Genomic DNA, 20,686 nt, shown 5'->3' on the forward strand with positions numbered 1-20,686 from the left:
TCCGCTCATTTGCTCACCACCATCAGGCTCAGATACTCCAGCTCACGGCCGCGCAGCTCGCGGGCATCCCGCCAGACCGTCTCATACGGGGAGGTCACTTTGGTCACCACAGAAGCTTTTCCTCCAAGACCGAGCTCGTCCAGCACATCAAGCACGGTATCGAGCACCTTGGCAACCTTCAAAAATACGACGGTGTCGTGGTGCAGCAGCGCCTCCTTCAGCGCCTCCCGGTCCCCGGTCGCCGGGATGATGCCTACCCGCTGATCGCCGTCGGCGAGCGGCTGTTCAAGGGCGGCGGCGGCGCCGAGCACCGAGGAAATCCCTGGTACCGACACTACCCTCACACTGGGATGGAGCTCCTGCATAAGCCGGGCCAGATGGATGAAGGTGCTGTACAGATTCGGGTCACCCTCTGTCACAAAAGCCACATCATTCCCGTGCCGCAGCTCATTCCAGCACAGCTCAACCGTCCAGCGCCAGCCGTTTGCCAGCTGTACCGGGTCCTTGGTCATGGGAAAGACAAGGCCGAGCATCGTTTTCTGCTCAGCATCCACATACATGTCCACGATTTCGTGGGCGTAAGACTTGCCGCCTTGGCGGGCTTCCGGGTAAGCAATGACCGGACATTCCCTGAGCAGCCGGCAGGCCTTCACCGTAATCAGCTCCGGGTCACCCGGGCCGACACCAACCCCATACAGTGTACCCATAGCAAGCAGGGAGGGTTCATCCTCAGGAAGCAGATCTTCCTTTAAGCTCATCTATGATTCCTCCTTATAGTATGAATAGTGATCTTCCAGATGACCGGCAGTGGCACTGATTACGAAAACGGGATTCATCCCCTCGAACCGGGTCATGCCGAGAATTGGCCTGCCCCGCGATGCCTGCAGCTGCGTAACCTCTGTTCTCAGCCCCGCCGCCGCCAGCGCGGTCATGCTTCCGTACAGCGTCTCCACGGTAATTGCCGCGATGACGATGACTCCTCCCGGACGCAGCCTTGCCGCAGCATGGGCAATAATATCTGCAAGCTCCCCGCCGCTGCCCCCGATGAACACTGCATCCGGTTCGGGAAGCTGCTCCAGGCCTTCCGGAGCCCTGCTGTGAATAATGGTATAATCGGCGCGGAACTTGCGGCGGTTGGCCTCCATATTCGGCAGGTTGACAGCTTCTTTTTCCACAGCATATACGCGGCCAAGCCGGGCAATCCGCGCACACTCCGCAGCAACCGCCCCCGAGCCGGAGCCGATGTCCCACACGACTGCATTCTCCGCCAGGTTCAGCTCGGACAGCACCAGTGCGCGGACCTCGCGCTTGGTGATCAGCCCTTTTTCCGGCTTGCGCTGGGCAAAGGCCTCATCCGGATAAGCAAACCCCCGCCTGCTGCCCCCTGCGCTTCCCCATTTTCTGCGCAGAATAACTACATTGAGTGCAGCAAATTCATGCCGGGACATGGCCTCCAGCTCCCAAAAGCCGCAGTGCTCATCCGGACCGCCCAGCCGTTCGCAGACAAAAGCTTCGTACTCCAGCATTTCGAACTCCAGCAGATAAGCCGCAATGCGCGCCGGAGTGTTGACCCCATCCGTAAGCAGCGCCAGCTTCGCTCTGCCGTCGATCCGCTGGGCCAGTCCCGTTATAGGACGGCCGTGCAGGCTGACCAGCTCCGCATCCTGCCAGCTGTCACCCAGCCGGGCAAAGGCAAGCTGCACGCTGCTGTAATGGGGGATGACCTCCACACGCTGCGAACCGAACCGGCGCACCAGGTAGCCGGCAATCCCGAAAAACAGCGGATCACCCGAAGCCAGCACAACGGCCCGACACTCCCTGTATATACCGTCCAGCCTTTCGGCAAAGGCCTCCAGACCGCCCTGCAGGACAAGCTTTTGTCCGCTGTACCGCGGGAAGAAGGACAGCTGCCGCTCCCCGCCGCAGAGCACCTCACTTTCCTCAATTCTGCGCAGGCTCTGCGCGGTCAGCCCCCCGGCACCGTCTTCGCCGATGCCTATGACATATATAACGTTATCCACAGACTTCCGCCCTCCCCAGCACCCGGCCCTTCATCGTAATCAGCACCATTTCCACTGTCATCCCCCCGTCCGTCTGTCTGATACAATGCTTACAGCCGTAACGGCACAGCAGCTCAAAAAAAGCAGTATTCCCAGCCTCCGTCATCAGATCCACAACCTGAGAAGCGGTGTTGGCACCGGCAATCTGCTGCACCAGCTGTGAATCCGCCCCCGCCTCCGCTGCAACTGCCGAGAGGAAGCCGAAATCGACCGGCGCATTCTTCGAATGAATCAGCATCGCACCCTGTGCGACCTTAGAATATTTGCCGGCCATGCCGACAAGTGTAACCTTTTGGAATCCGCAAGCTTTGGCATGGCCGAGCGAGAAGCCCACGTATTCCCCCATCTGGATAAAAGCTTCCTCCGGAAGCTCCGGGAACATCGCCATCGCGTATTTTTCACTGCTGCCGCCGGTGGTCAGGACCAGCCGGCTGCTCCCGGCAGCAGCGGCAACCGAAATCGCCTGGACGATGCTTGCCTGGTAGGCCTCGGTAGAGAACGGGGTAACCACACCCCGCGTACCGAGGATGGAGATGCCGCCCAGAATGCCAAGCCGCGGATTGAGTGTCTTCAGCGCAATCGCTTCACCTTCCGGCACACTGATGACAACCCGCAGCCCGCGTGCCGCGCCATGCTCTTCAAGCACCTCCGAGACAGCCTCGCGGATCATCCGCCGCGGTACCGGATTGATGGCGGCTTCACCTACGGCTACCGGCAGCCCGGGCTTAGTTACCCGGCCGACTCCGAGCCCGCCGTCAATCTCCACACCGGGATGCTCCAGCCAGCTGACCGCCGCTTCAATTCTGGCCCGGTGCGTGGCATCCGGGTCATCCCCGGCATCCTTTAGGGTTGCGCAGACTGCAGTCCCCTCCCCGCCAAGCTGCCATCCGGTCAATTCGAAGGTATGGCTGAAGCCGGCCGGCAGGTACAGCTCCACACTTGCCAGCTCCTCGCCTGTTATCAGCAGGTGTGCTGCTCCTTTGGCAGCTGCGGCTGCACAGGCTCCCGTGGTGTACCCACGGCGCATCGCCGGCGTACTCCCTGCAGCTTCCTTATTCCCGGTCATGGCCGCACATGAGCGGCATCCGTTTCAGCCCGGCGGACCGCCAGCAGGCTCAGCGCATTGACGGCAGCAACAACGACAGTGCTGCCGCCCTTACGTCCGATGTTCGTAATATAAGGAACATCCAGCCTGCGCAGCTCCTCCTTCGATTCAGCGGCGGACACGAAGCCGACCGGCATGCCGATAACCAGCCCCGGCCGGGCCTCGCCTGCTTGGATCAGACGGATCAGCTCCAGCAGTGCAGTAGGCGCATTGCCGATGACGTAGATGCCGCCCGGAGCCTCCGCACAGGCCTTGCGCGTCGCCACAATAGCTCTGGTAAGCCCCTGTTCCCTGGCTGCCTCAATTACATCCGGGTCGGAGATATAGACACGGACCTCTCCGCCGTAGCGCTGTAAACGCTCTTTGGCTATGCCAGCTTCCACCATCCGCACATCGGCGATAACCGGCTGTCCCGCGAGAATGGCCTGAATCCCTGCTTCCATAGCCTGCTCATGGAACACCAGACTCCGTCCCAGTTCGAAATCAGCCGAAGCATGGATGATCCGCTGCACAACCGGATACTGCTCAGTACTGAAATCATGGCTGCCCAGCTCCTCAGTAATCATCTGAAAGCTTAACTGTTCAATCTCCTGCGGCTGAACGGTCAGCGGTTTAAACTCTGTCCCGAAATCCATGATCATCCCTCCCTTTTCTCTGCTGTCTCATTCTTCCTGCCGCAGTCCGCTGCCAGCTCAGCCCCGACCGCCTGCGCCAGCCCTGCAAAGGAATCGAAGATTTTTCCCTTCCCGGCACAATGCAGCTGCGGACGAACGATCAGTATGACGTACAGCCCCATATCGAGCGCTGCCTGCAGCTTTTGTTCGACCGAGCCCTCCGCGCCGCTCTCCTTGGTGATCATCACCTGCGTGCCATAGTGGCGGAACAGCGCTTCATTCATCTCCCGTGAAAAAGGCCCCTGCAGCGCAATCACATTGCGCTGTTCAATTCCCAGCCTGCTGCACTTTTCCATATTTTCCAGGCAAGGCAGCAGCCTGACCGTCAGGCGGATCTCCGGATCACCCAGCAGCTGCTCTGCAAAAATCTCCAGCGTCTTGCCCCCGGTTGTCAGCATAACAGAGCCCTTGATCCTCTTCGCGGCAAGGGCCGCCTCCTCGTAGGAGTGCACCTTAATCAGCCGCGGATGCTTGTCAAAAGCCAGACCCGGGCGCTCATAGCGGAAGTACGGCAATCCGAGTGCTGCAGCTGCCTGCATCGCATTGGCATGGGCTTCAAGTGCAAAGGGATGGCTGGCGTCCACGACAGCCCGATAACCCTCCTGCTGCAAAAGAGCAATCATCGCCTCCCGGTCCAGCCTGCCGGTTCTGGTGCTGATCCCGGCCTCCTCCAGCCGTTCCGCTGCACTCGCAGTAACGACCGAAGCCGTCAGCGGCAGGCCGCGGCCTATCAGGAATACCGCCAGCTTCCGTGCATCACCTGTTCCGCAGAGCATCAATATCATCGCTGCTACAGCTCCCCGGGACTGCCTGCCTCAGCTGTCTCCGCTGCTGCGGTTCCGGACTTCTGCCTGCGGCCGGTTGCCGGAGCAACAGAAGGTGCAGGCTGGCGGTCAAGCTGATGGTCAGGCTCTTGGCGGTGATGCTCATGACTGTGCCCGTGCCCATGAGAGCCCTCATGCTCATGATGATGTCCGTGATGATGACCATGGTGATGCCCATGCCCGTCAACGTGATGATGGTGATGGTGGTGATGGGCTGCGGCTTCAGCGCGGTATTTGCAGGTATCGCAGTTGGCAAAAGCCCGGCCGCCCAGCGTCTCCCCGATCCGCTCCTTCAGCATTTTTGCCATCAGCGGATGGCTGCCAATGCTGCTGCCTAACTCCACCAGGATCTCCGGATGAGCAGCCGCAAAGGCGGTCACGCGCTGCGTAAACTGCTGCATCAGCACACCTGTAAACAGCAGGTACGGCAGGACGATTATTTTTCGTGCGCCCAGCGCCAGACAGCGTTCCAGCCCTTCGTCAAGGGATGGACCCGCAATCGCAATAAAGCAGCTCTCTACACTCTTGTATGCCGTTCTTTCCCAGAGCAGCCTGGACAGCTTGTAAAAGTCACTGTTGGCGTCCGGATCACTTCCCCCGCGGCCCATCATAAGCACTACAGTATCTCCGGCCGGAACCTGAGTGTCCTGCATCTCTGCCTGCTCCTGTACTGGAGCAGCCTCCGTAATCCGGTCCAGCAAAATATCCACCGCCCGCTCCTGTACCCCGACCGGCCGCCCGTACACAAATTCTACTCCGGGATATCTCTTTCTGGCCTCGTCGATGGCCATGGGGATATCCAGCTTGGAATGGCCGGCGGCGAACAGAATTACCGGTACCACATAAACGGTTGTCGCCCCCCCGGTCACACAGCGTTCAATTCCACCGGCAATCGAAGGCGCTGCCAGCTCAATAAAACAGGTTTCTATGTTCAGCTCCGGCATGCCGGCAGCAATTCCGGCTGTAAAGCTCCGCAATTCCTCATTGCCCGCTTCCACCCGGCTGCCGTGGCCTACAAGCAGTATTGATTTCTTATTCATGCTGTTCTCCTCTTCGCTGCGGGCTGTGCGGCCCGTCTGTTCAATAACCTCTGCCCGTGACATATCCCCGTATTTGTCCGCAAAATAGGCGTGAAACCTCTCGCCCGGCCGGCCGTGTTCCCGGTATTGTCCGACAACCTCAGCTACAGCGGCAACGGCTTCGTCCTCATTCATGCCTGAGCGGACCCGTGTTCCGGCATGAGCCCCCCGCCCGGTTTTCTTGCCCCCGAGGTACAGTTCATAGCTGCCCCGGGTATACACAACGCCGATATCCTCCAGCACAGCCGAGCTGCAGGCCATGCCGCAGCCCGCAACACTGATGTGCAGCTCCCGGGGAACCGGCTGGCCGTGCAGCAGCTTGTGCAGTCTGACTGCCGTTTCCCGGCCCTGGTCCTTCCTCAGCTCGCAGAAGTCGCAGGAGATTACCCTGACCGCATCTCCGGGCAGGCTGACATACAGACCGGAGGCCGACAGCCGGGCAGCCAGCTCCGCCTGCTCAGCCTGGCTGCTGTGCAGCAGGAAATGCCCGTCCCGCGAGTACACGAGCTGGCCGTCATCGCCGGCCAGCTCCGCCAGCAGGCGCATCTGGGCGCCGCTATATCTCCGGCTGCCAAGCTCCGGAGATACCTCAATGCCGGCTCGCGCGAGCACCGCCGCGCCGAAGTCTAAGGCGGCGCGGGCAGCCGCCTGCTCTTTCCCGGCATCTGCCGGCGCGCCGCCGCCCGGCTGACTGCCGACGCTGCCGGAGCCCTGTCCGGCAGCCAGCGACCACGGCTCCGCCGCCGGCCGGAGCCGCTCATGCGGCTTCAGCGCCTGCGCGTCGGCGCCGAGATTATACTTGCGCCCGTAACCGCGCGGCGTAACCATCAGGCCTTCGTAGACTGCGGTCGACGAATTGCCGACAATGACTGTGGAGAGCATGCCGATTTCCTGCAGTGGCATCTCCTCCAGAGTGGTTATAATGACCTCCTGCCGCTCCCGGTAGGCATTCCTTACAATACCGACCGGCGTGGAAGGAGCGCGGTAACGGAGCAAAATGCTGCGCGCTTCCTCAATCTGCCGGGTCCGCCGGCCGCTGCGCGGATTATAGAAGGCGATGACAAAATCCGCCGCTGCCGCCGCCTCAACACGCGCCGCGATGCTGTCCCACGGTGTAAGATGGTCGCTCAGGCTGATCGTACAGGAATCATGCATAACCGGCGCCCCGAGAAGTGAAGCGCAGGACTGGATGGCCGAGATTCCCGGAATGACCTCGACTTCAACTCCGCTTGAAGGGCTCCAGCCCTGTTCCATCAGCACCTCATAGACCAGTCCGGCCATTCCGTATACACCGGCATCCCCGCTGGAAATAACAGCAATCGTCTGGCCTGCCTCGGCCCGGCGCACCGCTTCCCGGGCCCGGCTGACCTCCTCGGTCATACCGGTGCCGACAACTTCCTGATGCTTCAGCAGCGGTCTGATCAGCTCGACGTAGGTGTTATAGCCGATCACAGCCTCGCTCTCCTCAATAGCCGCCAGCGCGCGCCCGGTAATCTGCTCCAGGGCACCGGGGCCAAAGCCGATAATCAGCAGCTTGCCTTGCTTGTCCATTCCTGTCTCCCCCGTTCTAAAGTAGATCTGTTAAACGCCGCTCCCGGTACTGCCGAGCAGCTGCTGCAGGGCAGCCTTGAAATCCCCCGCCGTCCGGGGAGCAGGGTATCCCGCCGTCAGACCTTCTGGCAGGCTGTACCACAGCTCTGCCAGAAGCGGCAGGCCGAGCCCGGCTTCCTGCAGCGCAGTGTGACCGCCAAATATCTCCCCGGCCGTCCCCTCTGCCAGACAGCTTCCGCGGTCCAGCACAATAATCCAGTCCGCCCAGCGGTAAGCCAGGTTCATATCGTGCGTTGCGATCACAACTGTGGTTCCCGCTGCATGGATGTTCTCCAGACCGGAGAGCAGCTGCGCTTCAGACATCGGGTCCAGATAGGCTGTCGGCTCATCGAGCAGAATCAGCTCCGGCTCCATCGCCAGCACACCTGCAAGCGCGGTCCGCTTTTTCTGGCCCAGGCTGAGCTGATGGATCGGCTTGTCTTTGAATTCCTCCAGCCTGAGCAGCTCAACCACTTCGCTGCAGCGCAGGCGGATCTCTCTTTCATCCATCCCGATCCCCCGCAGCCCGAAAGAAATATCATCCTGCGGGGTACTCAGGATCAGCTGCTGCTCAGGGTCCTGGAATACCAGACCCGCAGTGCGCCGCAGCCTCGCCAGCTCCTTGCGCGAATAGACGAGCGGTCTTCCCGATACTGTGATGCCGCCCTGCTGCGGACGCAGCACGCCGACGGCCTGCAGGAACAGCGTAGATTTGCCTGAGCCGTTATGGCCAAGCACTGCCGTTCTGCTCCCCTTCGGAACCTTAAAGCTTAGCTCCTTGAGGGCCGGCTCCGCCGTGTCCGGATAACGGAACACGACACCGTCAAAAGACAGACTGTATTCCATTTCTGTTGTAATCTCCTTCATTCCGGGCCTATCCCGGCTGAATGATTTTCCTGTGCGGAATCCTCCGGGCCTTTCAGCACTCCGCCCGCGCCGTCTTCTAATGCCTTACAATCCACCACTGAGCCAGCAGCAGCAGCACTATGCCAGCATAGACCTGTAAAGAATATTTAAGCGGTACCTGCCGCGGTACATAAGGCGGCAGCATGATCTCTCCGGTAAACCCGCGGGCTGTCAGCCCCTGCGACAGCCCGTAATAACGGCGCATCGTACCGGCAAACAAGGCTCCTGCCATTTCAGCAGTCTCACGCAGCCTGGCCCGGAAGCCCCTTTTACCGCCGCGCAGTGTCCGTGCCAGCAGCATGCCCTGTGCCGTGTCCCCGAGTATGAACAGAAAACGGTACATAATGAGCATCAGCTCCAGCACAATCTGCGGCATCCGCAGCCTGCGGAGCACTTGGAGAAGCTCATAGAACGGTGTTGTAAAGATAATGAACAGGAAGCAGCTCGTGCAGGCGGCCACCCTCGCCAGCAGATATCCGGCACGCTGCAGCCCTTCCGCCGTGATGTACACCGGCAGTACCGGAAGCTGTACAAGCCCCGCTGGCCCGCCGCCTGCAGAATGCCCGAATTCCAGCAGCAGCGCCGGCATGCCCAGAACGCAGAACAGCAGCGCCGTACCGGACAACAGCCCGTAGACACGCAGCGGAATTCGGGCATAGACTATACACCATACCATCATCCACACCGTAATGCCGGCCTGCAGTACCGGATGCAGTGTGCTGGCAAGGACGAACATCAGCGCGGCATATAAGCTTTTCCACATCGGAGACAGTGGGCGCAATGCATTCATGGATACACAGGCATCAATTCTTCTGATCATTCAGCATCTGCCGGTCCTGCCTGCCTCTCAGCAGTCCAATTGTGTACCCGATCACTCCGGCTCCGATTGCCGCCTGCAGCGCAAACAGCATGCTTTCCGTTTCGCCCGGCAGCTCCGTCAGCGGCCCGAACCAGGGCTTATAGTCCGGGGCAATCTCGGTGATTATTCCCTCCGCAGCATCATCGGCCCCGCCGAACTCCCCGTTCACAAACAGCAGCGGCAGCACAACCAGAAGGACAACCGCAAGCAGCATCAGTCCGTTTTTCCATATGCTTTTCATTAGAGGCTTCCCCCTTTGGTCTGCCGTTTGAGCAGTGACAGCTCATTCGGACTGTATGACTTCAGCCAGTTCCACAGCAGCACCGTCAGCAGCCCTTCACTTACCGCCAGCGGAATCTGGGTTATAGCAAAAACCCCGCCGAATTTCATCAATGAAACAACCACACCGCCGTCCGCCGCCGGGAAAGCAACCGCCAGCTGGAACGCTGTCACCACATAGGTCATCAGATCTGCGGCCGCAGCGGCACAGAATACGGCCAGCTTTTCACGGTCACCGGATTTCATGATCAGACTGTATACCGCATAGCCGGCAAACGGTCCGGCCACCGCCATCGAAAAGGCATTTGCCCCGAGTGTCGTTATGCCGCCGTGCGCCAGCAATAACGCCTGGAACAGCAGCACTACCGAGCCGATTACACTCATGGGCAGCGGCCCCAGCATGATTGCGCCGAGTCCTGTCCCGGTCGGGTGGGAGCTGCTGCCGGTGACGGAGGGCATTTTGAGCGCCGACAGCACAAAGGTGAATGCCCCGGACAAGCCGAGCAGCAGCTTCAGCTCCGGGTTATTCCTGGTCATTTGGTTCAGCCTGACAATGCCCAGCACAAAAAACGGGATAAACACTGCCCACCAGAAGACAGCCCAGCCTACAGGTAAAAATCCCTCCATGATGTGCATCGCTGCCGCCGTGCCCGGTTCATTCAGCAAAAAATAGACGGTAAATCCCGCAATCAGCGCTGCAAAACGCCAAATTCCGCTTTTCCCCATACCTTTCCCCTTCCAAATTCACTTTTTTGTACATTTGCAGACCAAAAACTCCCGCCCTTTGAGGGGCGGGAGTATATGTACGTCATCAGGTATGCAAAAGAGAGCCCTCTGCCTGCAGCAGTGCCGGACGTCCTCAATTCCTGAACCTATTCGTACACCGCTCCTATCCGCGTAGAGTCGTGGTGTGCGTTTACAAGGTAGGTCTCCTGGCTCGAAATCATAACGCCCTGCCCCGTCTTCCCCGGTATATACCCGAGTGACATGCTGGAGCTGGACTCTTTCTTACAGTGGCGGGACCGCTCGGGAGTTGCACCCGATTCCCTGTTACCCCTTGCTCTGGCAAGGGCACCTTGTTCGCTTGCTATTTTATCGAGTACATTATATTAGTCTGCAGACAAGCTTGTCTGTGATAAAAGTGAACAGGAAGCTTTCTTTGATTTGGCTTGTGTAAAATCCTTTTAACTAATATAATTATTAATTAATTAATATGTAACGGAGGTTCACCATGAAACTTGATCTTACCGAAGACTCTCTGCCGGTCTATGAAGCCTTGTCCAGTGCAGTACGCCTGCACATGCTCCGGCTCCTTGCGGTACAGCCGATGAACGTCAAGGAGCTGGCCGGTGCAGTGAATCTCAGCAGTGCCATCATGACGATGCATGTGCGCAAGCTGGAGGCGGCCGGACTGATTACTACCCATATGGCTCCCGGAAAGAGCGGACTGCAGAAGATTTGCTCCCTTGCGGCCGAGCGGGCTGAGATTCTCTTCCCGGCCGCGGACAAAACAGAGCGCAAAGCCCACCGCAAGGAGATTCCTGTCGGACATTACTCCGACTTCCAGATTGAACCGACCTGCGGTCTTGCAACCACTACACAGGTGATCGGCAGCTTCGACGATCCGCGCTACTTCTGGGATATGGAGCGGATGAATGCCGGCATTCTCTGGTTCGGCAAAGGCTTTGTCGAATACAAAATCCCCAATTTCCTGTTATCCAGCCAGCAGCCGGAGGAGCTGGTGATTACAATGGAAATTGCCTCCGAGGCGCCGTCGATCAATAATAACTGGCCTTCGGACATCACCTTTACCCTGAACGGCACCGAGCTCGGCTTCTGGACGAGTCCAGGTGACTACGGCGACAGCCGCGGCAAGTATACCCCCTCCTGGTGGCCTGCGCTTACCAACCAGTACGGGCTGCTGAAACAGCTGCGCATAACGCCGAAGGGAACCTTCATGGACGGCCTCAAGCTCTCGGATATTACACTCGATCAAGTCGGCATCCGTGACAAGCAATGGACCTTCCGCCTCTCGGTTGAGGAGGATGCCGAGCATATCGGAGGACTCACCCTGTTCGGCAAAGGCTTCGGCAATTACAACGACGATCTGATTGTTGAGCTGTTCTATACGGATGGGGCGCCCCTTGCTGAACCTGCCGGGTAACATCACCGGTAAGCCATACATCACAGCGGCATCTGTCCGCTGCACCCCGTCAGCAGCGGGACCTCTGCAACAATACAACATAAAAACAGCGGCAGCCGCGGACGTATCTCCTCGTCCATGACTGCCGCTGCTTTGCATTATGCGGATTGCCGCCCGAATGTTTAGGTCTTTGCCCGTGAGAACGTTAGCCGGCTCGGCCGCTTATACCCCCGCAGGCGCAGGCATTGGCTGCCACAGCCCGCCCCCCGGCAGAGGGCAGCCGCGCGCCTTCAGGCGGGCGACGACCGGGATGATGCAGCCGCAGGCTGTACAGGTTACGCCGTCCTGCAGCTTGGGACATGCTGTGCAGATCGCGTAACGTTCGGCATATACCTCCTCCGGAGCGGTATTGTCCGGATTGAACATGGAGGACGCCAGAATCCGGGCAATCTGCGCCTCCGTAACCTTGTATTCTTCCCGGCAGCCCTTGCAGGCAGAAGCTGTGCTCATCCCAGGATCACCTTCTTCAGGCTTTCGGCTTAATGGCCAGTACGGTGACTGACATCGGGGCCAGCTCCACGCTGAGTATGCCGTCCTCCAGGCTGAAGGCCGTAAACGTCTGCGGAGCTACCGCTTCCGGATCACTGAAGGTATTGTGTGCATCAATTGAGGCTCCGGCCAGCGTTGTGCCGGTAATTTCTAACTCCTGGCCGGCCAGTCCGCGCAGCTCCAGCGGCAGCTTGGCTGCTGCTGCATGATTCAGGTTGCACAGGCTCACATGAATCACGCCCTCAGCGTTGACAGAAGCGGATGCGGACACTTCCGGAATTTCGCTGCCCTCGAAGCTGTATACTCCGCTCTCCAGAGCCAGATCCAGCAGCTGCGCATCCTGATGCACCTTGTACATGTTGAATACATGGTACGTAGGGGTCAGGAGCATTTTATCACCTTCGGTAAGAATGACAGCCTGCAGAACGTTGATCGTCTGGGCGATGTTCGCCATCCGCACCCGGTCGCTGTGCTTGTGGAAAATATTCAGGGTCAGCCCGGCAACCAGCGCATCGCGAATCGAGTTCTGCTGATACAGGAAGCCCGGATTCGTGCCCGGCTCCACATCATACCAGGTCCCCCATTCATCGACGATCAGGCCGACACGCTTCTCCGGATCATACTTATCCATAATAACGCTGTGGCGGGTAACCAGCTCATCCATGCGAAGCGCCGCTTTCAGAGTGGAGAACCACTCCTTGGCTTCAAATCCGGTGGCCGCACCCTTGTTATTCCATTCACCGGTCGGAATCGTGTAATAATGCAGGGTCAGTGAATCCATAAACCGGGTTGCTTCACGCATGAGCACTTCCGTCCAGTTGTAGTCTTCCGCATTCGCGCCGCAGGCAATCCGGTGAATCTTGTTGTCACCGTAGTTGCGCACATAAGTCTGGTAACGGCGGTACAGATCGGCATAATATTCAGGGCGCATGTTGCCGCCGCAGCCCCAGTTCTCATTCCCCACGCCAAAATAGGATACGCTCCAAGGCTCCTCACGGCCGTTCTCCTTACGCAGCTCCGCCATCGGGGAGACACCGTTAAAGGTTAAATACTCCACCCACTCGGACATTTCCTGAACGGTGCCGCTGCCCACATTGCCGTTGATGTAAGGCTCACACTCCAGCATGGTGCACAGCTCCATGAATTCGTGGGTACCAAAATGGTTGTTCTCCACCGTGCCGCCCCAGTGTGTGTTGATCATCCGTTTGCGGCCTTCACGCGGACCGATGCCGTCCTTCCAGTGGTACTCGTCGGCAAAACAGCCGCCCGGCCAGCGGAGCACCGGAATCTTAATTTCCTTAAGCGCTTCCACAACATCGTTGCGGATACCCTTCGTATTGGGAATCGGCGAATCCTCCCCTACCCAAATCCCTTCATAGATACAGCGTCCCAGATGCTCGGAAAAATGCCCGTAAATATTGCGGTTAATCGTGCCTTTGCGGATGTCTGCATTCAGTACTGCACGCTGAGCCATTAAAAATGCCACCTCTCATTAGTTAATATATTTATTAATTATTAAACTCATATATTAATATTATAAGCACTGCCAGTTCCTTCCGTCAATCTATAAATCCAGGCTCCGACTGTTCCGGCTAATCTTGAAGTGCTATTATAGCAGTGGCGGCTTACAGCCAAATAAAGCAGACATGGAGAACATTATGATTAGACCGATTTGTAAAGATATGATTATCTTAAGCCAGAAGTCCGTTCCGGCAACTGAGGAGGATCTCCAGGTGCTGGATGACCTTCTGGACACGCTGCGGGCCAATGCGGACCGGTGTGTCGGCTTGGCAGCCAACATGATTGGTATCAACAAGCGAATTATTGCCTTCAGCATCGGGCCGGTGCATGTAGGTATGATTAATCCGGTCATCACCAAGCGTAGCGGCCCCTATGAAACAGAGGAAGGCTGTCTTTCCCTGGAAGGCGTACGGCATACGGTACGCTACAATTCCATTGAGGTCGAGTTCCTGGACCGCAACTTCAAGCAGCAGAAGCAGGTCTTTAGCGATTTTACAGCCCAGATCATTCAGCATGAGGTCGATCACTGCGAGGGCATTATCATTTAGACCGGTATCATCAAAAAGCGCCTTGAGACCATTAACGGTCCCAAAGCGCTTTTTTGTCAGAACAATTTACCCCAAATCCCCCAGCTCGATCTGCACGATCCCGCGCTCATCACGGGCCTCGGTGATCCCGCCGATCAGATGCATCAGGCTGCCGAACTCCAGCTCCTGGAATTTGCGGGCCGCCGTGTCGCGCTGCAGCTCCCAGAGGCACTCCGCCAAAGTGCAGACCACCGGCACATCACAGCGGATTTCCGCCAGCTCGCGCGACAGATGCAGCATATCCAGATCCGCTTCGATCTTGGAGCGTACGCCCTTGGGCAGAGCCTCCAGGTTCTCGATTACACCCTCTACGCTGCCGTATTCGGTCAGCAGCTTCAGGGCTGTTTTTTCGCCGATACCCTTGACGCCTGGATAGTTGTCGCTCGTATCCCCCATGAAGCCCTTGAGGTCGATGACCTGCCTTGGCGTAAGGCCCTTTTCCTCCAGCAGCTCTGCCGGATCATATACTTTATAGTTGGAGCGGCCTTTTTTCATAATAACGACCTTGACGTTGTCCGTAACCAGCTGCAGCATATCATGGTCACCGGTCAGAATGTACACCTCGGACTCTGCGCCATAGCACGCGGCCAGTGTACCAATGCAATCGTCGGCCTCGTAGCCGGCCAGCCCGATATTCGGCACACCAAGCTCCGCTACCACTTCTTTTACCAGGTCAAACTGCGGAATCAGCTCCAGCGGCGCATCGATCCGGTTCGACTTGTATCCGTCGTACTTCTCCGTGCGGAAGGTGCCCTTGCCCATATCCCAGCAGCAGACCACATGGGAAGGCTCAAACGTGCTCACCGCATCGAAAAAATACTGTAAAAATCCGTACACCGCATTGGTCGGAAGCCCGGCCTTGGTTTTGCGGATATATCCTCCATAAGAGGTCGCATAAAAGGCCCGGAACAGCAGAGCCATTCCATCGACGATCATTACCCGGCCCGTTGTTTCTGAACTCATGTGTAACCTCTCCTTATTTTCGCTTTAATTAGGTTCTGCTCCAGGCTTCTTTATATTGCTCTTCTTTATAGCCGACTGTGACTTTCTTGCCGTCAGTAACGACCGGACGCTTAATCAGCATCCCATGACCTGCCAGCAGCTCAAGCTGCTCATCCTCACTGAGGCCGGCCAGCTTGTCCTTCAGGCCCAATTCCTTGTATACCTCACCGCTCGTATTAAAAAACTTCTTCAGCGGCAGGCCGCTGTCCGCCACCAGCACGCGAAGCTCCTCCACTGTCGGCGGCTGTTCGGCGATATGCTGAAGCTCAAGCTCATGCCCCTGCTCCTTAAGCCATTTCACCGCGCTGCGGCAGGTACTGCATTTCGGGTATTGATAGACTTTTAAGTGACTCATATATGACTCCTTCGGTGACTGTTATGTCCGGGACCTTAAACCGAATCGCCCCTCATAAACAAAATTTAGTTGGAAAATCGTCATCTATTTCTCCGGAAACTCACGTAATAACGAAATTAGGTGGAAATTTGTTACTTGATTCCTGCTCTGTCTCAATAAATGGCTCTATTCGGAACAATTAGGTTACCTTTTTCCACCTAATCGATAACGGATGCTTAATAATCCCAAATTAGTTGTCGGAAATCCACCTAATTCGGCCTCACACAGTGACGGCATTCCGCCATACTGTTCAGCCGCGAGGCGAACCTGCCGGCTTCAAGCATCGTGCCGCAGCTTGTGCTCCAGCAGTGCCATATCCGGCGGCAGCGGCGCCTCAAAAACCAGCTCTTCCAGCCCGAGCGGATGCTTGAACGACAGCCGCACCGCATGCAGCGCCTGGCGCGGTATCGCTGCATCCAGCTCCGCTATGCCCGCGAGCTGCTCTGCTTCCTCTGCTGACAGCTTCTGCGGGGCAGGCGGCTCCGGTTCAGCCGGCTCATAGGCTGCGGCCGTCAGCACAGCGTCTGCCTGACCGGCGGCGCCCGCAAGCCGCTCCGCAGCCGGCCCCCGCCCATACAGCGGGTGCCGGTACATGCCGTCGCCGATCAGCGGACAGCCGATCGAGCTCATGTGCACCCGGATCTGGTGGGTGCGGCCGGTCTCCAGCTTCAGCTCGACCCGCGCCGCGCGGTCTCCATAGACCTCCTTGACCTCGTAGCGGGTCAGGGAGGGATAGCCGTCCGGTGTCACAATCCGCCGGTGCGGCTCTGCGGGGTCGCGGTCGATGGGACCATCGATATCGCCGGCAGGTGAAGCAGGCACTCCGTGCACAAAAGCGGAATAACGCTTGTCCACGGTGCCGGCAATCATCTGCTCGGAGATATGCTGGTGGCTGTACGGGTTCTTGGCAATCACCAGCACGCCCGAGGTCTCCTGATCCAGCCGGTGGACCGGCCGGAAGCGGTACTGCTCCCCTTTGGCTGCCCAGTAGTGTACTACTCCGTTAGCCAGTGTATCTGTGTAATGACCGTGTGTCGGGTGGACAATGATCCCGGCAGCTTTGTTGACCACCAGCAGATGCTCGTCTTCATACAGAATATCGAAGGGGATATCCTGCGGCAGGATGTCCGCTGACGTCTCCTGCTCCATCCGGATCTCCACCCGGTCACCGCCGGCAACCTTCACACTGATATACACGCGTTCCCCGTTCAGCATAATGCCCTGCTCGGTCATTTTGAGCCGGGACAGCAGCTTGCGGGAGACATCCATCCGCTTCTGGAGGATGGTTTTGAGCAGCCAGCCGTCCTCGGACGGCGGCACAATATAGGTGATCGGCGGGTAATAGCTGCTCATCTTAGTTACGGAACACCTTTTTGCTGCGCACATATTCAACGTCAGCAATCCCCAGCCTTGTATTTGCCGCCCGTGCGAGCGCAAAGAAATAATCCGACAGCCGGTTCAGATAGATAACCGCCTCCGGATTAATGTCTGCGCTGCGGCCGAGCGTAACCGCGCGCCGTTCCGCCCGCCGGCAGACCGTACGGCAGACATGCAGCACCGAGGACAGCTGGCTGCCTCCCGGCAGGATGAAGCGCTCCAGCACCGGATTCTCCGCCTGCAGCTGGTCAATCCAGCCTTCCAGGCGGACAGCCATCTCGCTTTTCACCTTATACTTATTCTCGCTCAGCTTCACAAAAGCCAGATCCGAGCCGCAGTCGAACAGCTCATGCTGAATCTCCAGCAGCTGCTCCCGCACATCGCTGAATCTTTCATCCTCCATCAGGCTGCGGGCCTGCCCGACAAAGCAGTTAAGCTCATCTATCGTTCCATAGGCCTCGACACGGACATCATCCTTGCCTACCCGGCCGCCGATCACTGAGGTCTCTCCTTTATCCCCCGTACGCGTATAAATCGCCATCGTAATCTTCCTCCCCCTCAGCACAATAAATCACATAATTATAGTGTAATCGCATCTGTACAGATTAGGCAAATAAAGTGCGGCATTTCTGCCATGTAAATAACTGCCTCAGTATTTTTGGTTGTACATCCATTCCTATTACAATCCGGATTAGAAAGGAATTTTTCGGTTAATAAAGCGGTAAACAAGCGCTGAAGGAGGCTGACTGTATTGCATGTTAGAATAAATCCAAAGATTGAGCCTGTCGAAACGGGAAATCAGCCCCATCCGTTATGCGTTACCGCGAATACAGAAAAATCGTTACCCTTGATCTGGACCAGATCTATGTCGAGCTGCTCGAAGGGGCATTTTACGTATACAGTCCACAGCATCCGAGAATCATCATAGGCAGCCAATACAAGGATGCGACGCTGCTGCACTCCCTTTTGTATAAGTACAGTGAAGAGAACACCTCGCGGGCGGACGCAGCGTTCATCGAGGATTATAACGGCTATAAGAGCTTTAGCGACAAAATATCCGGCGATAACCGGCGCAAACAGCGGAGGAATGACGTGCTACTGGTGCTGCTATTCATCGCGGCCAATCTTTTTAATTATTACAGCAACCCGGGACGGGAGCTAATTGATTATTTTCTGTTCTTTATCCTGACGCTTGTGAGCTCCGGGGTGGCGATTTATACCGGAAGACGCAGGGCTGCACGCAGAAACGGACAATAAGCTCCAGGGCTTGAACGGTCACACCGGGTCTTTTTGGAGAAAATCAACCATTTCACGGTGCACGCGCTCCTGCGCTCATGATTAACATAAAAAAAGAGCCCGAAGGCTCTCTGATACGAGGATTTCCACCTGAGCCACGCTCAGTGGGATGCCCCTCTCATATATTCATTGATTTTGAGGTCCAAGAGGCAGCTGATCTCAATGACGAGCTCAGAGGTAAAGGATTTCTCCTGTACAAATATCTGCTCCATTCTACTGCGGAGAACCAAAATTTCATCTTCCAGAGTCCGCTTGCGCGCAGCAGCATCCACAGCAGAATGCCCGTTCTGCGGATAGCATCCCCCGCCATAGGAAGGCAGGTAACAATCGCCCATGAGCATCATTCGTCCCCCCAATAAATGGAATAGTCAAATAATACCACACACTAAGAGGAAGTGCCATTGTTTGCTATACTCCGGCTCAACACCACAATATCAGCTGTCTTATTCCGTCCGCTCCCGTTCAAGCTGCTGGACAAAAGCCCCAATCCGCTCAATGGCCTCATTCAGCTGTGCTACGGATGTCGCATAGGAGCAGCGGAGATAGCCTTCGCCGCCGAGACCGAATACACTGCCCGGAACTGCCGCCACTTTGTACTCCATCAGCAGGCGCTGGGCAAACTGGTCGGAGGTAAGCCCGGTACGCTGAATGCTGGGAAAAGCATAGAACGCCCCCTGCGGCTCATGGCAATCCAGGCCTGCATCCCTGAGACCCTTAACGATCAGGCGGCGGCGCTGGTTATAGGAATCGGTCATCCGATCCTTTTCCTCCATGCCGTTGGTGAGGGCCTCAAGCGCGGCAACCTGGCCCATGGATGGTGCACACATCACGGTGTACTGGTGGATCTTCAGCATCGCGGAGATCAGATCAGGATGCCCGCAGGCATAGCCCATCCGCCAGCCGGTCATGGCAAAGGCTTTGGAGAAGCCGCTCACCAGAATCGTGCGGTCCATCATGCCGGGCAGCGACGGGAAGCTTACATGGTTGCTGCCATAGGTCAGCTCGGCATAAATCTCATCGGAGATGACAATGAGATCATGCTTCTCGACTACCCTGGCAATCGGCTCCCAATCCTCACGGGTCATGATGGCTCCTGTCGGATTGCTCGGATAACACAGAATCAGAATCTTGGAGCGCGGTGTAATCTTGGCTTCCAGATCTGCGGCCGTTAATTTGAAATTATTCTCGCCAAAGGTCTCGATTCCGACCGGGATTCCCCCGCCGATGGATGTAATCGGAGAGTAGGAGATATAACACGGCTCAGGAATCAGAATTTCGTCTCCGGGCGAGATGAGGGCGCGGAGCGCCAGATCAATCGCTTCACTGCCGCCCACCGTCGCGATAATCTGGTTGGCCGGATTATAAGTAACTGCAAACCGGGAATGCAGGTAATTCGCAATTCCTTCACGCAGCTCGGGCATCCCGGCATTTGATGTATAACCGGTAAAGCCTCTCTCTAATGAGTAGACACAGGCTTCCCTGACATGCCAGGGCGTCTTGAAGTCGGGTTCGCCGACCCCGAGAGAGATAATATCCTTGCTGCCTGCGGCCAGATCAAAAAATTTGCGGATCCCTGACGGCTGGATCTGCTGAACCAGCGGCGCCAGATAGGAATTCATGGATTTGCCTGATTCTCCGGTCTGCTTCTGATTATTCGTGATCATATGATTACTTCCTTTACGGAGATATCAGCAGACGATTGTCCTCTTCATGCTCTTCAAAGATGATACCGTCCTGTTTGTATTTTTTGAGCGTAAAGTTGGTTTTGGTTGAAAGCACCGAATCAATCGGCGAAAGCTTCTCGGATACAAAATTGGCGACCTCACGGAGGTTGCGTCCTTCCACTTCGACCAGCAGGTCGTAAGCGCCGGACATCAGATAGACTGATTTCACCTGAGGATACAGATAGATACGCTCCGCTATGCCTTCAAAGCCGCGTCCGCGCTCAGGTGTAATCTGCACCTCGATCAGTGCGGTCACCCGCTCATCGCTCACTTTATCCCAATTGACGACCGTCGCATATTTCACGATGACATGATCCTTTTCCATCTGCTCAATCGCCGTCTTGACATCTTCTTCCTCCGCTCCAAGCAGGGTCGCCATCAGCGCCGCTGAGCTCCGGGCGTCCTCCTTGAGCAGTTCCAGCACTTTCCTCTTTAATTCATCCATTTCCTTCATGCCTTCCCCCCGGATAGTTCGCCTGCCGGCCTGATTCTTCAGCGCGGCACAGCGAAAAGAGTTTAATACTAATATGACACGAAAATGTCGCTTCTGCAAACAAAATAACCCTGTATCAGCCCGGCTGCCAGCCATACAGCTTATTCATACCCGGGCTCTCCCGTTATCTGCTAGAGTGAAGGGCTGGATTTAAACCAGCCCCTCCTCATCAAACCGTACGTGAGGTTTTCCCTCATACGGCTTTCCGATGTTTGTCATTCATG

Annotated in this window: 22 protein-coding genes and 1 riboswitch; of the genes, 3 read left to right on the plus strand and 19 right to left on the minus strand. The window is 57.0% G+C overall.

What is annotated here, in order from left to right; translation table 11 throughout:
* Positions 1–5: 5 nt before the first annotated feature.
* The 10 genes from cobI to BLR64_RS09155 form a co-directional block, all read right to left on the minus strand.
* Positions 6–758 carry a precorrin-2 C(20)-methyltransferase gene (cobI, locus tag BLR64_RS09110; protein WP_244157648.1) on the minus strand — a complete coding sequence of 251 codons (753 nt, stop codon included), beginning with the start codon at positions 756–758 and terminating at the stop codon, positions 6–8.
* Positions 759–2,021 carry a precorrin-6y C5,15-methyltransferase (decarboxylating) subunit CbiE gene (gene cbiE, locus BLR64_RS09115; RefSeq protein WP_090713812.1) on the minus strand — a complete coding sequence of 421 codons (1,263 nt, stop codon included), beginning with the start codon at positions 2,019–2,021 and terminating at the stop codon, positions 759–761.
* A complete protein-coding gene (locus tag BLR64_RS09120) occupies positions 2,014–3,126 on the minus strand; it encodes a cobalt-precorrin-5B (C(1))-methyltransferase (protein ID WP_090713813.1) in 1,113 nt (370 codons plus the stop codon). Before BLR64_RS09120 ends, cbiE begins: the two co-directional genes overlap by 8 nt.
* Positions 3,123–3,800, minus strand: coding sequence for a precorrin-8X methylmutase (locus BLR64_RS09125; protein WP_090713814.1), 678 nt, complete (start codon positions 3,798–3,800; stop codon positions 3,123–3,125). Before BLR64_RS09125 ends, BLR64_RS09120 begins: the two co-directional genes overlap by 4 nt.
* Positions 3,801–3,802: 2 nt before the next feature.
* On the minus strand, positions 3,803–4,624 hold the full coding sequence (cobK, locus tag BLR64_RS09130) for a precorrin-6A reductase (RefSeq protein WP_090713815.1): 822 nt from the start codon (positions 4,622–4,624) through the stop codon (positions 3,803–3,805).
* A gap of 5 nt (positions 4,625–4,629) precedes the next feature.
* A complete protein-coding gene (gene cobJ, locus BLR64_RS30535) occupies positions 4,630–7,293 on the minus strand; it encodes a precorrin-3B C(17)-methyltransferase (protein ID WP_090713816.1) in 2,664 nt (887 codons plus the stop codon).
* A 30-nt stretch (positions 7,294–7,323) separates the two neighbouring features.
* The gene (locus BLR64_RS09140; protein ID WP_244157649.1) at positions 7,324–8,199 is read right to left on the minus strand and encodes an energy-coupling factor ABC transporter ATP-binding protein; all 876 of its coding nucleotides are present in this window, start codon (positions 8,197–8,199) and stop codon (positions 7,324–7,326) included.
* A 76-nt stretch (positions 8,200–8,275) separates the two neighbouring features.
* A complete protein-coding gene (cbiQ, locus tag BLR64_RS09145; protein ID WP_090713817.1) occupies positions 8,276–9,058 on the minus strand; it encodes a cobalt ECF transporter T component CbiQ in 783 nt (260 codons plus the stop codon).
* On the minus strand, positions 9,042–9,338 hold the full coding sequence (locus BLR64_RS09150) for an energy-coupling factor ABC transporter substrate-binding protein (protein ID WP_090713818.1): 297 nt from the start codon (positions 9,336–9,338) through the stop codon (positions 9,042–9,044). Before BLR64_RS09150 ends, cbiQ begins: the two co-directional genes overlap by 17 nt.
* Entirely contained in the window at positions 9,338–10,102 is a 765-nt protein-coding gene (locus tag BLR64_RS09155) for an energy-coupling factor ABC transporter permease (protein ID WP_090713819.1), read from the minus strand. The genes BLR64_RS09150 and BLR64_RS09155 overlap by 1 nt, the downstream gene beginning before the upstream one ends.
* 179 nt (positions 10,103–10,281) lie before the next feature.
* Positions 10,282–10,470, minus strand: a riboswitch (cobalamin riboswitch).
* Positions 10,471–10,607: 137 nt separating this feature from the next.
* Here BLR64_RS09155 and BLR64_RS09160 point away from each other — a divergent pair.
* The gene (locus tag BLR64_RS09160; protein WP_090713820.1) at positions 10,608–11,540 is read left to right on the plus strand and encodes an ArsR/SmtB family transcription factor; all 933 of its coding nucleotides are present in this window, start codon (positions 10,608–10,610) and stop codon (positions 11,538–11,540) included.
* Between the two features lie 201 nt (positions 11,541–11,741).
* On the opposite strand, the gene BLR64_RS09165 is transcribed toward BLR64_RS09160, so the two are convergent.
* Together BLR64_RS09165 and BLR64_RS09170 are read right to left on the minus strand one after the other, a co-directional pair.
* Entirely contained in the window at positions 11,742–12,029 is a 288-nt protein-coding gene (locus BLR64_RS09165) for a DUF6171 family protein (RefSeq protein ID WP_090713821.1), read from the minus strand.
* A gap of 16 nt (positions 12,030–12,045) precedes the next feature.
* Positions 12,046–13,542, minus strand: a complete 1,497-nt coding sequence (locus BLR64_RS09170; protein ID WP_090713822.1) for an alpha-N-arabinofuranosidase — start codon at positions 13,540–13,542, stop codon at positions 12,046–12,048.
* Positions 13,543–13,726: 184 nt separating this feature from the next.
* Between BLR64_RS09170 and BLR64_RS09175 the strand changes: the two genes are divergently transcribed.
* Positions 13,727–14,137: a peptide deformylase gene (locus BLR64_RS09175; protein WP_090713823.1), complete on the plus strand. Its 411-nt coding sequence runs from the start codon at positions 13,727–13,729 to the stop codon at positions 14,135–14,137.
* Positions 14,138–14,203: 66 nt separating this feature from the next.
* On the opposite strand, the gene BLR64_RS09180 is transcribed toward BLR64_RS09175, so the two are convergent.
* From BLR64_RS09180 to BLR64_RS09195, 4 genes are all read right to left on the minus strand, one after another.
* The gene (locus BLR64_RS09180) at positions 14,204–15,139 is read right to left on the minus strand and encodes a 5'-3' exonuclease (protein WP_090713824.1); all 936 of its coding nucleotides are present in this window, start codon (positions 15,137–15,139) and stop codon (positions 14,204–14,206) included.
* 28 nt (positions 15,140–15,167) lie between these two features.
* A complete protein-coding gene (locus tag BLR64_RS09185; protein ID WP_090713825.1) occupies positions 15,168–15,533 on the minus strand; it encodes an arsenate reductase family protein in 366 nt (121 codons plus the stop codon).
* 315 nt (positions 15,534–15,848) lie between these two features.
* Positions 15,849–16,925, minus strand: coding sequence for an RluA family pseudouridine synthase (locus BLR64_RS09190; protein WP_090713826.1), 1,077 nt, complete (start codon positions 16,923–16,925; stop codon positions 15,849–15,851).
* 1 nt (position 16,926) lies between these two features.
* Positions 16,927–17,490 carry a cob(I)yrinic acid a,c-diamide adenosyltransferase gene (locus tag BLR64_RS09195; protein ID WP_090713827.1) on the minus strand — a complete coding sequence of 188 codons (564 nt, stop codon included), beginning with the start codon at positions 17,488–17,490 and terminating at the stop codon, positions 16,927–16,929.
* A 272-nt stretch (positions 17,491–17,762) separates the two neighbouring features.
* On the opposite strand from BLR64_RS09195, the gene BLR64_RS09200 reads away from it, so the two are divergent.
* Entirely contained in the window at positions 17,763–18,206 is a 444-nt protein-coding gene (locus BLR64_RS09200; protein WP_090713828.1) for a hypothetical protein, read from the plus strand.
* A gap of 140 nt (positions 18,207–18,346) precedes the next feature.
* Here BLR64_RS09200 and BLR64_RS09205 read toward each other — a convergent pair whose 3' ends face one another.
* The 3 genes from BLR64_RS09205 to BLR64_RS09215 form a co-directional block, all read right to left on the minus strand.
* On the minus strand, positions 18,347–18,589 hold the full coding sequence (locus BLR64_RS09205) for an aspartyl-phosphate phosphatase Spo0E family protein (protein WP_090713829.1): 243 nt from the start codon (positions 18,587–18,589) through the stop codon (positions 18,347–18,349).
* Positions 18,590–18,688: 99 nt separating this feature from the next.
* Entirely contained in the window at positions 18,689–19,909 is a 1,221-nt protein-coding gene (locus BLR64_RS09210) for an aminotransferase class I/II-fold pyridoxal phosphate-dependent enzyme (RefSeq protein ID WP_090713830.1), read from the minus strand.
* Between the two features lie 13 nt (positions 19,910–19,922).
* A complete protein-coding gene (locus BLR64_RS09215) occupies positions 19,923–20,423 on the minus strand; it encodes an Lrp/AsnC family transcriptional regulator (RefSeq protein WP_039871479.1) in 501 nt (166 codons plus the stop codon).
* Between the last annotated feature and the right edge of the window lie 263 nt (positions 20,424–20,686).

The sequence above is a fragment of the Paenibacillus typhae genome (assembly GCF_900099765.1).
Lineage (GTDB): Bacteria > Bacillota > Bacilli > Paenibacillales > Paenibacillaceae > Paenibacillus_AQ > Paenibacillus_AQ typhae.